The sequence below is a fragment of the Micromonospora sp. NPDC005220 genome, assembly GCF_040607895.1.
Taxonomy (GTDB): Bacteria; Actinomycetota; Actinomycetes; order Mycobacteriales; family Micromonosporaceae; genus Micromonospora.
The window spans coordinates 30,390-43,583 of the sequence record NZ_JBEXHP010000001.1 but is presented as its reverse complement, the minus strand read 5'-3'; the positions used below and the strand labels follow the sequence as shown (position 1 = coordinate 43,583).

Annotated in this window: 15 protein-coding genes; 8 read left to right on the top strand and 7 right to left on the bottom strand. The window is 70.9% G+C overall.

Annotated features, from left to right (window positions below):
• Window positions 1-11 precede the first annotated feature (11 nt).
• Window positions 12-917: an AraC family transcriptional regulator gene (locus ABZU52_RS00220; protein WP_354968912.1), complete on the bottom strand. Its 906-nt coding sequence runs from the start codon at window positions 915-917 to the stop codon at window positions 12-14.
• A 158-nt stretch (window positions 918-1,075) separates the two neighbouring features.
• Between ABZU52_RS00220 and ABZU52_RS00215 the strand changes: the two genes are divergently transcribed.
• On the top strand, window positions 1,076-1,381 hold the full coding sequence (locus tag ABZU52_RS00215) for an antibiotic biosynthesis monooxygenase (RefSeq protein WP_354968911.1): 306 nt from the start codon (window positions 1,076-1,078) through the stop codon (window positions 1,379-1,381).
• Between the two features lie 50 nt (window positions 1,382-1,431).
• Window positions 1,432-2,400 carry an alpha/beta hydrolase fold domain-containing protein gene (locus ABZU52_RS00210; RefSeq protein WP_354968910.1) on the top strand — a complete coding sequence of 323 codons (969 nt, stop codon included), beginning with the start codon at window positions 1,432-1,434 and terminating at the stop codon, window positions 2,398-2,400.
• 47 nt (window positions 2,401-2,447) lie between these two features.
• Here ABZU52_RS00210 and ABZU52_RS00205 read toward each other — a convergent pair whose 3' ends face one another.
• Window positions 2,448-5,741 carry an AAA family ATPase gene (locus tag ABZU52_RS00205; protein WP_354968909.1) on the bottom strand — a complete coding sequence of 1,098 codons (3,294 nt, stop codon included), beginning with the start codon at window positions 5,739-5,741 and terminating at the stop codon, window positions 2,448-2,450.
• A gap of 163 nt (window positions 5,742-5,904) precedes the next feature.
• Here ABZU52_RS00205 and ABZU52_RS00200 point away from each other — a divergent pair, with 163 nt between their 5' ends.
• Both ABZU52_RS00200 and ABZU52_RS00195 read left to right on the top strand, forming a co-directional pair.
• Window positions 5,905-6,357, top strand: coding sequence for a helix-turn-helix domain-containing protein (locus ABZU52_RS00200; RefSeq protein ID WP_354968908.1), 453 nt, complete (start codon window positions 5,905-5,907; stop codon window positions 6,355-6,357).
• Window positions 6,350-6,718, top strand: a complete 369-nt coding sequence (locus ABZU52_RS00195; RefSeq protein WP_354968907.1) for a DUF4180 domain-containing protein — start codon at window positions 6,350-6,352, stop codon at window positions 6,716-6,718. The genes ABZU52_RS00200 and ABZU52_RS00195 overlap by 8 nt, the downstream gene beginning before the upstream one ends.
• Here the strand turns inward: ABZU52_RS00195 and ABZU52_RS00190 are convergent.
• The gene (locus tag ABZU52_RS00190; RefSeq protein ID WP_354968906.1) at window positions 6,623-7,324 is read right to left on the bottom strand and encodes a hypothetical protein; all 702 of its coding nucleotides are present in this window, start codon (window positions 7,322-7,324) and stop codon (window positions 6,623-6,625) included. The two genes, ABZU52_RS00195 and ABZU52_RS00190, sit on opposite strands and share 96 nt — an antisense overlap.
• A 191-nt stretch (window positions 7,325-7,515) precedes the next feature.
• Here ABZU52_RS00190 and ABZU52_RS00185 point away from each other — a divergent pair, with 191 nt between their 5' ends.
• The 3 genes from ABZU52_RS00185 to ABZU52_RS00175 all read left to right on the top strand — a co-directional run bounded on the left by ABZU52_RS00185 (window position 7,516) and on the right by ABZU52_RS00175 (window position 9,648).
• A complete protein-coding gene (locus ABZU52_RS00185; RefSeq protein WP_354968905.1) occupies window positions 7,516-8,298 on the top strand; it encodes a hypothetical protein in 783 nt (260 codons plus the stop codon).
• Between the two features lie 53 nt (window positions 8,299-8,351).
• The gene (locus ABZU52_RS00180) at window positions 8,352-8,573 is read left to right on the top strand and encodes a hypothetical protein (RefSeq protein WP_354968904.1); all 222 of its coding nucleotides are present in this window, start codon (window positions 8,352-8,354) and stop codon (window positions 8,571-8,573) included.
• 187 nt (window positions 8,574-8,760) lie between these two features.
• Window positions 8,761-9,648 (top strand): cellulose binding domain-containing protein, encoded by an 888-nt coding sequence (locus ABZU52_RS00175; protein ID WP_354968903.1) that lies wholly within the window; start codon window positions 8,761-8,763, stop codon window positions 9,646-9,648.
• Between the two features lie 91 nt (window positions 9,649-9,739).
• Here ABZU52_RS00175 and ABZU52_RS00170 read toward each other — a convergent pair whose 3' ends face one another.
• Both ABZU52_RS00170 and ABZU52_RS00165 read right to left on the bottom strand, forming a co-directional pair.
• Window positions 9,740-10,162, bottom strand: a complete 423-nt coding sequence (locus ABZU52_RS00170; protein ID WP_354968902.1) for a hypothetical protein — start codon at window positions 10,160-10,162, stop codon at window positions 9,740-9,742.
• Between the two features lie 83 nt (window positions 10,163-10,245).
• Entirely contained in the window at window positions 10,246-10,947 is a 702-nt protein-coding gene (locus ABZU52_RS00165) for an FAD-binding oxidoreductase (RefSeq protein WP_354968901.1), read from the bottom strand.
• Between the two features lie 219 nt (window positions 10,948-11,166).
• On the opposite strand from ABZU52_RS00165, the gene ABZU52_RS00160 reads away from it, so the two are divergent.
• Entirely contained in the window at window positions 11,167-11,685 is a 519-nt protein-coding gene (locus ABZU52_RS00160; RefSeq protein ID WP_354968900.1) for a flavoprotein, read from the top strand.
• On the opposite strand, the gene ABZU52_RS00155 is transcribed toward ABZU52_RS00160, so the two are convergent.
• Together ABZU52_RS00155 and ABZU52_RS00150 are read right to left on the bottom strand one after the other, a co-directional pair.
• Window positions 11,651-12,412: a hypothetical protein gene (locus ABZU52_RS00155; RefSeq protein WP_354968899.1), complete on the bottom strand. Its 762-nt coding sequence runs from the start codon at window positions 12,410-12,412 to the stop codon at window positions 11,651-11,653. The two genes, ABZU52_RS00160 and ABZU52_RS00155, sit on opposite strands and share 35 nt — an antisense overlap.
• Window positions 12,413-12,591: 179 nt before the next feature.
• Window positions 12,592-13,050 (bottom strand): hypothetical protein, encoded by a 459-nt coding sequence (locus ABZU52_RS00150; protein WP_354968898.1) that lies wholly within the window; start codon window positions 13,048-13,050, stop codon window positions 12,592-12,594.
• Window positions 13,051-13,194: the final 144 nt, after the last annotated feature.

Below are 13,194 nucleotides of genomic sequence, written 5' to 3'. Positions count from 1 at the left end.
TCGGCCGGTGCTCAGACGACCGCCGGTACGCCAGCTCGGGTGACGCCGCGCAGATGGGCGACATCCTGACTGGGTGGTGCGCCGAATTGGCGACGATATTCACGGCTGAACTGGGACGGGCTCTCGTAACCGACGCGGCTGCCCACCCCGCTGACGTCGTTGGGGTGGGTGGCGAGAAGGAGCCTGGCCTCCTGCAACCGGATCTGCTTCTGGAACTGGATCGGGCTCATCGCGGTCACCGCCTGGAAGTTGCGATAGAACGCCGAGACGCTCATCCCGGACAGCCGCGCCAGATCCTCCACCCGGAACGCCTCCGCGTAGTGGTCGCGGATCCACCGCACCGCGCGCGCGATGTGACTGAGGCTGCTGTCGGCCAGGCCGAGCTGCCGGACCGCGGCACCCTGCTCCCCGCTGAGCAACAGCCAGAGAATCTCCCTTTTGATCAGGGGCGCGAGCACCGTGACGTCCCGAGGTCGGTCCAGCAGCCGAAGCAATCGGACCACCGCGTCGCCGAGTTCGTCGGGAGCGTCGCTGACCACCATCCCTGACGGTGCCCCGCCCGGCAGGGGCGGGAGGTCACCCGGGGCGGCCTGCAACAGCAACTCCGCGACCGTGGCCGGGTGCAGCACCAGCCCGAACCCCAGCGCGGGTGAGTGGGCACTGGCCTGGGTGAAACGCCCGGTGACCGGCAGATCGACCGAGGCGACAAGGTACTGGCCGGCCCGGTACTCGTACACGCGGTCGCCCAGCGCCATCCGTTTGGCGCCCTGCGCGATGAGCGCCAGCACGGTGCCCGACATCGACGTGGTCGGCGCGGTCTGCTCGTCGACCTTCGAAATCAGCACCCCGTCGAGGGCGGTGGACATGTCCGGGCGGGCGTGTCGGGCCAGCAACGCCCGAAGCTCATCGAGGTACACGCCCCGATTGAAGCACATGACCGATGCTCGTCACAACGAGAGAATCAGGCAAGTACCGAAGAGCATCTTTCTAACGTTTCTGCTGGTGGCGATGCTCTTATTGGAGTGTCAGTTTTTCGAGATCTCAGCAAGCGCTAGACGATTAAGGAGTCACTTCGATGACTGTCCACCACGGGTTCCAGGCCACCATGACCGCGCAGCCGGGGAAGGCAGACGAGCTGATCGAGCTGTTGCTCGACGCGCCGTCCCTGCCTCACCACGACTGCGTCGTCTTCCTCGTGGCCCGCTCGGCCGCCGACCGTGACGTCGTCCACGTCATCGAGGGCTGGACCAGCGCCGAGGCGCACAGCGCGTTCTTCGCCGGGGAGCAGGCGCAGGCCCTGGTCGCGAAGCTTCAGCCGCTGCTAGCCGGCGACTCGACGTACACCGACGCGGTGCCGGTCGGCGGCAAAGCGACCTTCTGAGCCGGCGACCACACCCCGCCACCCCGACCCGTACCAGCGAAAGGATCCTGATGAACCTCCCCCGACCGGGCATCGACCCCGAGTTGCTCGTACCCCTGACCGAGTTGCCGCCCATGCCGCCGCTCGGCCCCGAGGTGATCGAACTGCTGCGCCACTTCCCCCAACCGTCGATCGAGACCCAGCTGGACGGCCGGGCGATCTCCCGGCGCGAGGTCGCCGTACCCGCCGGGGACGGAGTTCCGATCCCGCTGTCCATCTTCAGCCCCACCGACCGTGCCGCCGGGGCGCCGTGCGTGTACTGGATCCACGGCGGCGGGATGATGTGGGGCGACCGCTTCTCGAACATCGACATCCCGCTGGAATGGCTCGACCGGTTCGGTGCCGTCGTGATCTCGGTGGACTACCGGCTGGCCCCGGAAGCCACCGGTACGACATTGGTCGACGACTGCTACCACGGCCTGCTCTGGGTGGCCGAGAACGCCGCTGACCTCGGCATCGACCCGGCCCGCATCGTCGTGGCCGGTGCCAGCGCCGGAGGTGGCCTGGCCGCAGGGGTCACGCTGATGGCTCGCGACCTCGGCACCCCGGCCATCGCCGCCCAGCTGCTGTCGTGCCCCATGCTCGACCATCGCAACAGCAGCAGCTCCAGCCTTCAGTACAGCGGCCTGGACGGCGTGTGGACCCGGGAGATGAACGAGTTCGGGTGGCGCAGCGTCCTCGGCGACAACACCGGCGACAACGTCTCCCGGTACGTCTCACCCGCCCTGGCTGACGACCTGTCCAACCTGCCGACGACCTACATCGACGCCGGGACGGCCGAGGTGTTCCGCGACGAGGACGTCACCTACGCGACCCGGATCTGGGCCGCCGGCGGCCAGGCCGAGCTGCACGTGTGGGCTGGCGGCTTCCACGGATTCTCGGCGCTGTTCCCGCACGTTCGCGTCTCCGACGCGGCACGGCGCACCCAGGCCGACTGGCTCGCCCGAGTTCTGGAACCCGGCCCTGACCTCAAGGACTGAACCCGACCCATGGCCGGCGCTGACCATCCGGCGCGCCGGCCGTGGGTTCAGAGTCGCCAGGGCGGCGGGTCGGACGGCAGGTAGCGGCAGGTGGTGCCGGTGGAGACGGACCCGCGCAGGTGGCCAGCCAGTGCTGGATGTCGGTCGTCGAGCTTGCGCAGCGTGTCGCGGATCCGCGCGGTCACCGTCTTGCGGGCCCGCTCGACCTCGTCGCCCAGGCGGCGGCTCCGGCCGGCGAGGCCCGCCGCGGCACGCAGCTCGTCGAGCAACGCACCCCGCTCGGCGTCCAGCTTGGACACCTTCCGGTCGTCGTCGCGCGCGGCGGCCCGGTCGATCTCCTCGTCGAGGCGGGCCAGGTGCCGCCGGTAGCGGGCCTTCGCCTCGTCGTCGAGGACCGGGTCGGCCCCCATCCGGCGGGCGGCGACCAGCTCCGGCCCGGCCGCCGGGTCGAGCAGTTCGACCGCCGGTACGTCACTGCCCGGCCGGCTGAGCAGCAGGTGCAGGTCACGCAGGCCCTTGGCGTTGGGCAGGTGCACCACGACACCGTCGTACGCGAGCTGCCAGACCGGCCCGTCGTGCCGAAACTCGTACCCCTCGATTGCAGCCGCGACCGGCGCGGCCCGGCCGGGCGCGACAACCTGGCCCGACCCGGCGGCCTGGCCCCAACCAGCAACCTGGCTCGAATCGACGGCCTGGGCTGGGCGGCCGGCGTCGATGGTCGTCGCGGCGTCGAGCCGGTCGAGCACCTGGGTCATGCCGAGAGCGGTCGCCTCCTGAACGGCGGCAGCGCGTAATGCGGTCGACGTCGTTGAGTCGCCGGGGTGGCCTCGGCCGGCGAGGGCGTTCGCGAGGCCGGTGCGGGCGAGCAACGACCAGGGCCGGGAGCCCAGCCGGTCGGCCGAGTTCCGAGCGGCGGTGAAGCCGGCGATGGCGTCGTCCCAGCGTTCCTGGGCGGCGTCGACAAGCGCCAGCCAGTGGTCGACGGGGCCGCTGATGTCGCAGCCGAAGATCCCTACCGTCCACTCTCCGCGGTGCGGGGCGAGCGCGGCCCGCGCGGCGTCGCAGCGCTGCGGGTCGGCGGACGCTGCGGCGGCCTGCGCGCGGAGCCGGAGCCAGAGCGGCGACACCGGGCGCGGGTACCGGATGGCGGCGGCCTCGATGCCGGCGGTCAGCCGGACCGCCGTCTCGCCGTCGCCCCGCTCCGCCGCGGTGATCGCCCGCAGCAGCTCCCGGTACGGGTAGTCGATCGGGGCCAGCCCGTCCACCAGCGCGGCGGCCTCGTCGACCCGCCCCTGAAGCAGCAGCCGGGACCACCGCAGGTGGTGGCCCATGAACCCGAACTCGGTGTGGCCCGGGTCGGTCTGGTCGGTGATGATGGCGAACCGCTCGTCGGCCATGGTGAAGTCGCCCCGGAACGCCGCGATGATCCCGCTGTCGATGGCCGCGGCCATCCGGTGCCGGGCGAAGTCGCCCTGCCGTTCGGCCTCGACGAATGTGGTGAGCTCCTCGACGAAGCGAGGGTCGCCCAGCTCCAGCAGCGCCACCCAGCGCAGCGAGGTGGCCCACAGCTCGGTCTCCCGGTCGCCCGTCCGGCGGGCCACGTCCCGGATCTCGGCGGTGAGCGCGGCTCGGGTCGCAGCGGTGCCGAGCCCCCAGGTCGTGTCGTGGCGGGCCCAGAGGCTGAAGGTGAGCGCCTCGTCGTCCTGCCCTCTACGGGCGATCGTCTCGCTGGCGGTGATCAGGTCGGCGACCAGGGCGCCGACCGTCGCGGTGGCGTCCGGTTCGCCGATCAACCGGCGGTACGCCTCGCGCACCAACTCTGCCGCCTCGATCGACTGGGCGGTCTCCACCTGGCGGGCGCGGTTCACGGTGAGCGCGACCCGGGCCAGCAGCACCGGGTCGTCGAGGGAACGGGCCAGCCTGGCGGCCTCGGCCAGCAGTCGGGTGACCTCTTCCCGGCCGGCGTGGTGATAGTGCGACTCGGCGAACTCGACGAGGATCCGCACTCGTTGCGTCTGGTCTTCGACGATCTCGAGAGCTCGGCGAAAGTGCACGGCCGCCTCGTCGCCGGCCAGCCGGGCGAACGCGTCCCGCCCGGCGGCGACCAGCAGCGTGGCCACCCGGGCGCGATCGAGCGCGGTGCCGGCGAGGTAGGCGTGGCGGGCGAGGTCGGCCGGGACCAGTCGGTCGGTGAGCTCCCGCAGGTCGTCGACCGCCCGGACGACCGCGCCGTGCCGGGCCCGCCGGTCGTCGTCGGTCAGCCCGTCGTAGAGGGTTTCGCGGACCAGGTCGTGGGCGAAGGCGAACCGGCCACCGCCCCGGGCTACCACCAGTCGGGCGGTCACCGCCCGGTCGAGCAGCCGGTCGACCTGCGCCGTCGGTGCGGCCGCGCAGGCTGCCAGGACCTGACGGTGGAACTCACGCCCCAGCACGGCGGCGACGGTCAGCGCCTCGACCACGGCGGCGGGCAGCTGGGCCAGGCGGCGCACCGCCTCCCGTACGCCGGGTGCGATCGCGCCGACCGCGTCGTCGGCGTGCCACAGCCGTGCGGTCTGCTCGACGAAGAACGGGTTGCCGCCGGTGCGCCGGTGCACCTCGTCGACCAAGCCGGCCTCGGGCTCCCGGCCGGCGGTCCGGGCCATCAGTGCGGCCACCTCGTCGCGGGTGAAACCGGTGAGGGTGATCGTGGTGGCCTTCGCAACCAGCGGCATCAGCAACGGGCGCAGCGGATGCTCGCCCGACTCGACCTCGGCGTCGCGGTAGGTGCCGATCAGCAGGAGCCGTTCGAACCAGGTGTGCTGGGCGGCGAAGCTCAGCAACCGCAGCGAGGCCGGGTCGGCCCAGTGCAGGTCGTCGAGGACGACCACGACCGGCCGGTGCTGGGAGACCGCGACCAGCGCGGCGGTCACCGCGTCGAACAGCGCGAACACCTCCCGGTCGGCGGCGTCCCCGCCGGTGTCGATGCCGGCCCAGCTGGCGGCGCGGCCAGCCTGCTCGCCACTGGTGTCGGCCTCGCCGAGAAGGGCTGCGAGGGCCGGCTCGGCGGACTGCCGCGCCACCGCCCAGTCGTCGGCGGAGCGCCGCAGGCCGCGCAGCACCTGCACCCACGGCCAGTAGCCGGGGGCGCTGTCGGAATCCCAGCAGGCGGCACCGAGCACCAGCGCGCCTCGCTGCCGGGCCTCCCGGGCCGCAGACGTGACGAGGGTCGTCTTGCCGATGCCCGGCTCGCCGGTGACCAGGACGAAACCGCCGTGGCTGGTGGTGGCGCGATCCAACTCGGCGCGCAGCAGGCCCGCGGGGTGATCCCGCCCGATGATGGCGTCGGCGCGCCGCGCGTCCATGGTTTTCAGACGGTACTGGAACCGTCCGACAGCGCGGGCGGGTTAATCGGCCGAACGCCTCGCGGGGATCTCTGCCCGGCTAGGGGGCCTTTGGAGCTGATGTCGTAAACGAGTCAGCCTCATTACTCCCTATACTTCCCTAAGAAGGGTAAGGTAGGGACAGATGACGGAAGAAGTGTACTCAGTTGAGCAGGTGGCTGACCGCCTCAACCTGCACGTGCGCACGGTGCGCGGCTACATCCGCTCCGGTCGGCTCCGGGCGGTGCGGATCGGCAAGCAGTACCGGATCGCCGCCAGTGATCTCGATGCCCTCACCGGACAGGCCCCGACCGCCACCCGCGTCAGCGGGCAGGCGGAGGTGTCGAGCATCGTGCAGATCGACGGGGTCGACCGGGCCGCCGCCGACCGGCTCGGCACGCTCGTGCTCACCAGCGCCAACACCGCCCACGACCAGGCCCACCCGCTGCGGGTGCAGACGGTGCACGACGAGGAACGGCACCGCATGAAGATCATCATTCTGGGTGACCCCGCCGCCACCGCCGAACTGCTGCACCTGCTCGACGCCGTCCTCAACGCCGACAATGGCCTGCTCGACCGGGAGGTTCGCGATGTCTGACGAGATCCAGGAACGCGCCGGGGTGCCGGTGCTGGTCTGCGACCCGGCGGGGCCGCTGGTGGCCACCGAACAGGACGCGCTGGACCTGATCGGCGCGGCGTTTCTCGGCGCCCAGGTGGTGGCTGTGCCGGCCAACCGGCTCGACGAACGCTTCTTCTCGCTGGGCACCCGCTTCGCCGGTGACGTGATGCAGAAGTTCGTCAACTATCGGCTGCGGCTCGTCGTGGTCGGTGACATCTCGGCACACCTCGCGGACAGTTCGGCACTACGCGCTCTCGTGCACGAGTCGAACCAGGCCGGGCACATCTGGTTCGTCCCCGACCTCGACGCGCTCGACGACCGCCTCCGCTCCGCGTCGTAGCGCCACCTCCACCGCGTCCGGCTCGACACCCTCGGATCGGGCCCGCTCGGCCGCCCAGCGCAGGTAGGCCAGCCACTCCTCGGACGACCAGTCATTGCGGCGGTCGACACCGGCCTCGACCGGAAGGTGGCTGGCCACGACCCGGTCGAGGATCAGCGGCTGCACCCCACCCACCCCACGTCGGTAGCCAGCGAAGTAGAGGACCTTCGTGAACAGGCCCGGCCCCAGCCACGGCAGCCGCGCGTGGTCGGGGTCGCGCAAGCGGCGGTACGCCGTGCGCAGCGCCTCCTCGTCCGGCGCGGACGCGGACACCTCCTCCAGCGCGTACGCCAGGCGCTTGCCCTCCGGGTCGGCGCCGAGCGTCCGGGCGGCGCGCCACGGCCCGTATCCGATCGGTCCGTAACCCCAGATCAGCACGGCGGTCAGCAGTTGCCGGGCGGTGGCCGAGCCGGCCCGGTACGCGTCGGCCACCGCGAAGACGTCACGCCGCCAGACCTCGCCGCTCAATGGAAAGGTGTCCGGCCAGGCGTCCGGCGGCAACCCCGCCCGCCACCGGTCCAGCTTCACGGTGATTGGGGCCTGCTCTCCCGGCAACGGCCTCTGCATGGCTACCTCCCTCAGGTCGCGCGCTTGGGGACCTGCGCCGTTCGGACGCTATGGTCGGGCACTCGTGCACGCCGTCCGCTGACGCCATATCGGGGTATCGAGCGTCTGCCCGCCCTCCGCGCATCTCCAGCACGGTCGATTCAGCGAGTCGTACACATTCCTCGGCGACGAAACCAGGCAGTCTGTTCGGCATGGGGCCAGAAGTCGTCATCGCAGTGGTGTCCGCCGCCGTGTCGCTGATCAGCGTCGCGGTGACGTACCGGACTGCTCTCGTCACCCACCGCCTGCAGGACGAGGCACGCAACCGCGACAAGGTGGAACTCGCCGAGGAGTTGTTTCGGCGTTACCGGGTGCCACTGTTGGCGTCAGCCGAGTCGCTGCAGTCTCGGCTGCACAACGTGCTCAGCCGAAACCTCCTGCGCACATACCTGCACTCCGGCGACAGCGAGGAGCAGCACTACGTCCGCCACAACACCGTGTACGTCCTCGCCGAACACCTGGCCTGGCTGGAGGTCCTCCGCCGGGAACAACGCTTCCTCGATCTTGAGTCGGTGAAGAGCACCAAGGAGCTCTTCGCAGCGATCCAGCGGATTCATCATCCCTTGGCGACCGACTCACTGCCCGGCCCGTTCCGCGTGTTCCGGGGGCACCAGCGAGCCATCGGTGAAGTCATGTTGCGCCGAGTGGAGTCGCCTGAGGGCGCGGTGACAGAGGTGCTGGGATACGCGGCCTTCTGCGACCGCCTCGAAACCGACCCGAGGTTCGCATCCTGGTTCACGCGCCTGCTGACGGAGGTGGACGACGTGGAAGCCCAAGGCCAACACGGAAATGAGCGGCTAATACGCCTGCAGAACGAACTCGTCGAGCTCATCGAACTGCTCGACCCCAAGGGTGAATGGCTCCCGTTGGAGCAACGCGAGCGACTGCCACGACCGACCCCCCTCCTGCCCACCTCGCGGACACCGAACGGCTGACGTTCGCCGGGTGGCTCGTGACTAGCCGGCGGGTGACCGGGTACGCGCGGTCCATGGGTAGCCACAAGCAGAACAAACACGACAACGACGGCGAGTCGGCGCGAGGTCGGCGCCATCCGGGCAGTGGCGCTCGCGGGCACCAGGGCTCGACCGTGGAGCACTCGCCCGACCAACGGCACCGCCGTACCGCGACCGGCCCGGCTGGCACCGAACGCGACCTGGGCCGGGCCAAGGTCTCGGGCGACGGGCGGATCCAGCGCCAAGGCGGCTCCTGAGCCGACCCCAGCCGGTGCAGCCGCTCGCGTCCGCAGGGCGGCTGCACCGGCTGATCGGTTTCTACGGCGTGGCGCAGGCATCACCTGCAAGCCGACTGCGTCGCGGGATGGACTAAGTCCATCGTCGGCGCGGCGCTGAACTGACGGATGATGGATGCGCGTCGATGTCTGTGCATACCATTCGGTTATGCCCGCTCGCCGCGTCACCGCCGCCGCCAGCATCGCCCTCGCCGCGCTGGCGAGCCTGCTCGCCGTCAACGCCGCCCGCGCCGACGGGCCGGCGATCAGCACTCCCGGCACCCCCACGGTGGTGGCCAACCAACCGCATCAGCTCACGCTCAGCTGGGCGCCCTCCGCCTGGGTCGACGAGTCGGGCGCGGAGCAGCCGATCAACTACGAGGTGCAGGTGCCGCTGGGGCCGAACACGTACCGCTTCCTCGGCTCCACCACCGACACCACGATCACGTTGACCGACCTCGCACCCGGCACGACGTACCGGATCGCGGTTGCCGCCCGCGCGCTCGGCGGCTATTCCGACACCTCGCCCCCCACGACCGTGCGCACCGCGGTCGGCCGCGCGACGGTCAGCTACCTCAACCTCGACTGGGCACCGACGAACAACCAGATCCAGTACGTCCTGCGGGTCACCAACACCGGCACCGGGCCGCTCGACCTGAGCACCGTGCAGGTGCGCTACCACCTGCGCTTCGAGGGCGGAAACACCTCGCTGGTGCCGAACTGCGACTGGGCCGCATTGGGCTGCGACCGGATCCGGCAGACCGTGCAGTTCTCCATCCCGCCGGGAGCGCCGTCGGTGCTCTCGACGCCGGCGCCGCCGTACCCGGCCCCGGGAACGCCGGTTCCCGGCTGGGTGGAGCTGACCTTCACCCACGGCACGCTCACGCCGGGCCAGTCGACGGGGCCGATCCAGCTACGGCACCACCGGCACAACTGGAGCACGATCGACGAACGCGACGACCCGAGCTGGCTCGCCGCCACCGGCCAGTGGACCTCAAACGACCGGATCACGCTCGACGTCGACGGGGTCCGCGAGTTCGGTGACACCTACTCCTGACCACGCGCCGGGCGACCGGCGTGCCCCGGGTCCGGGCGGCCTTGTCCTGACGAGCGCGATGCCTGTGAGTCATCACGATGACCCACAGGCATCAGGCTTCTCGGGGAACTACTCCCGACTCTCTGGCGCCCCGGGTGCTGGGGCGTTGGCGCGCCGCCGCACGGGACGCGGTGACCCACTGCTGCGCAGACAGAGTCATCAGTGGGCTTTGAGGCAGGTGGATGCGGGTGGCGGGGATGCCGAGGGCGCGCAGCCGTGATCGCGCCGCGGCCAGCATCGCGGGTGGACCGCAGAGGTAGATGTCCTGATCGGGCCGGTGGTGTTCGAGCGCGATGGTCAGGGCGTCGCCCCGCTCGGCCGGCTCGGCGCAGGGGTCGTCGGAGAAGGCCGGCACGATGGTCAGCCAGTCGTGCGCGCACTGCAGCTTGTCGAGGGCGATCGAGTCGTACAGGTCGGTGAAGGTGCGCGCGCCGACGACAAGCGTCACCCGCCGGCCGTCCGGTGCGGCGGCCACCTGCTCGACCAGGGCGCGTAGCGGCGCCAGGCCGGTGCCACCGGCGATGAGCAGCAGATCGTTCGTGCTCGCCGGGTCGAGGCTCAGGCCGGTGTCGACGGGTGGGCCGCGATCCAGAGCAGCTCGCCGGGGCGTACCTCATGGACCAGGCGGTGGGAGACGGTGCCGGCGGGTACGGCGCGGACGTGCAGCTCGACGGTGCCGTCCGCGCGTGGGGCGTTGGCGGGTGCGAGCCAGCGCCAGTGACCGGGCAGCCGCGGGGTGCAGACCGGGACCGCCTGACCTGGCTGGAAGGGCAGTCGCCGCCAGGGACGTACCGTCAGGATGGCGATGTCGGGCGACGGCCGGTCATGGCCGATCACCTGGACGTGCCACCAGGCCGGGCCCTCGCCGGCCCGCGCAGCGGCGCGGTGGATCGCATGCGTGGCGTGGCACAGGGCGCGCTCGGCGGCGATGGCGAGCCGCGGGGTCCACTGTGTGTGGGCGTGACGGGCCACGGTGGCGAGCAGCGCGTCGCCGATGGTGGTGGCGTGCGGGAGCAGGTCGAAATGACGGTACGCGCGACCGAGCACCGAGAGCAGCGCCGCCCGGTTCGCCGGGGCGTCACCGCCGACCAGGAGGCGGCCCAGCGCGGTGAAGAACAGCGGCGCGTCGCGGTGTGGGAGCAGCCCGGGGCGGCGGTCTTCGAGCGTGCACCAGAAGTCTCCGGCAGCTCGCGCGTCGACCGACTCCCAGGCAGCGGCCAGGCTCACCCGAGCCGGATGGTCATCGATCAGGTTGGGCATGCCGGCTCCAAGACGTTGACTCGTGGGCTGGCACCGGGGCGGGCGGGAGGAGCTGTGCCGTTGAGGGCCGGCGCAGTTCCGGGACCGAGCACCCGCCCCGGGCCATGCGTCGACTGTCGCGGCTGACCAGGCACAACGGCATGCCACGGTGATCATCGGCGGCATGCGCGATCGGTATGCGCTCCACGCCGCGACTGTCGAATCGGGCAGACTGCGGGCATGACGGAACGCCCGGTGCTGTATCTGGTCGTCTGCGCCGCCGGTCCGGCGGAACACATCGACGAGCTGGTCGACCTCCTGATCGCCGACGGGTGGCAGGTGTGCATGATCGTCAGCCCGACCGCCGCGCCGTGGCTCGACCGTCAGGCGTTGCAGGACAAGACCGGCTATCTGGTACGCGTGGAGTGGCGGATGCCCGGCGACCCCGAGCCGCACCCGCCGGCGGATGTGGTGGTGGCCGCCCCGGTCACGTTCAACACGGTGACGAAGTGGGCGTTGGGCATCAACGACACGCTGGCGCTCGGCGTCCTCAACGAGTCACTCGGGGCGGGACTGCCGATCATTGCGTTTCCGCACGTCAAGGCAGAGCTGGGGGCGCACCCGGCTTATGCCGGTCACCTGGAGGTGCTGCGTGCTGCCGGGGTGGTGGTGGCGGACGGGAAGCCGCTGGATTCGATGAATGGTCCGGCGCGTTGGGGCGTGGTCATTGAGGCGGCACGGTCAGCTCGACGGTCTTGAGGGTGTCTCCAAGCGGCGTGATCGAGCCGCCGCGCCCCCGGTAGGTCGACCACTGCTGAGCGGCATCGAGGAGCGGGCCGTGGTGGGGTGCCGGCGCGGCAAGCTGCTTGCGCCGCCAAAGCCGCGTCAGAGCGTCAGCGAAACCGGTCACCGACTGTTCGGGTGCGGAGGAGTACGCGGGAATCTGCGTCGCCCAAGCCTCGGCCGCAGCCGGCGTGTGACCAGCGCGAACGAGTCGGAGCAGGAGGAATGCAGCGTCGATCCAGGCGGCGCCACGGGCGGGGCTGGACCAGTCGATGAGTCGAACTCTCGTCGCTGACCCTGCTCTTCCCTCGGATACCAGGAAGTTCCGGGGCGTCATGTCGGTGTGCAGGAGGGTGTCGCCGTCGACCAATTCACTGGCGATCAGGCTGTCCCAGCGGTCGGCGAAGGGCCGCACTGCGATCGGCGGGCAAGGCGATAGTTGGCCGCCTAGCTCGATGAGCAGTGCCGCAAGCACCGGCAGGTCGGGGGATCCGGGGGTTAGGTCGGGGTGCCTCCCCGCGACGTGCTCGAAGCCTAGGAGTAGCCAACCGTCGCGCTCAACGGTCCAGAGCAAGCGGGGTGCCGCCTCCGGCAGCCACGGGTTGACGCGAGCCTCGTTGCGGTAGAGCCACGCCACCGGGCTGGCCGACTCCCCGCCCTTGCAGAAGACTCGACCCGATGCCGTGTCGAGGGTGACCGCCACCTGGCAGGCGGCCCCGGTGGGGATCGTCTCGGTCGAACGGATCGGGCCGGTGTGCCGCTCGACTTCTGCCCGTACCGGCTCGGGAAGCTCGTGCCAGTGCTGACGGCGTGGCATGCAGCGGCCCTCCGAACGGCGAGCGGTCCCGGGCAGTCTATGCCCGGGACCGCTGGTCAGCCGCCTTATCCAGTCGGGCTGTCGGTGCACCCGGCGTGGCACTGGGTGCAATCGGCCGCGCCCTCAATCGTCCAGACCGCAGCGTCGACGATGAAGCCGGCGGCTCGCATCGCGTCGACCGTCCGCGAGATGGGGGCACCGATCGGCTGCGGGACGTCATCGTCGGGTGTGGGCTCGGGCTCGTGATGGATGAAGTGGCCGGCGATGCGGTGGCAGAACTCCGCGTAGTCGTGGGTGTGAAGGATGAACGTGTGCCAGCCGATGTCGACCAGAGCGCTCGGGCCGATCGGCCGGGAGGTGACGGCGCAGGTGCCGAGGAAGGCGAGCGCCTGGTCCAGGATCCTGGGCGGTAAGTCGGGGGCCAGCTCGGGGTGGTCGTGGGCGATACGGGCGGACAGCCGGGCGAAGAGTTCGTCAGAGACGAGTGCCCTCCCCGTGCTCCGTTGAGACGTGGTCAGCAGCATGGCGCTCCTTCCGGTGGCTTTCACCGACCGTGCGGCCTGGCGGGCTGACAGCGGATGACGGCGCGAGCATCATCGATATGCGCGCTGCGTATACCGCGCCTCCACGCAGCGGGTTCAATGGATAGGCTCGATGAAGCTGGATGG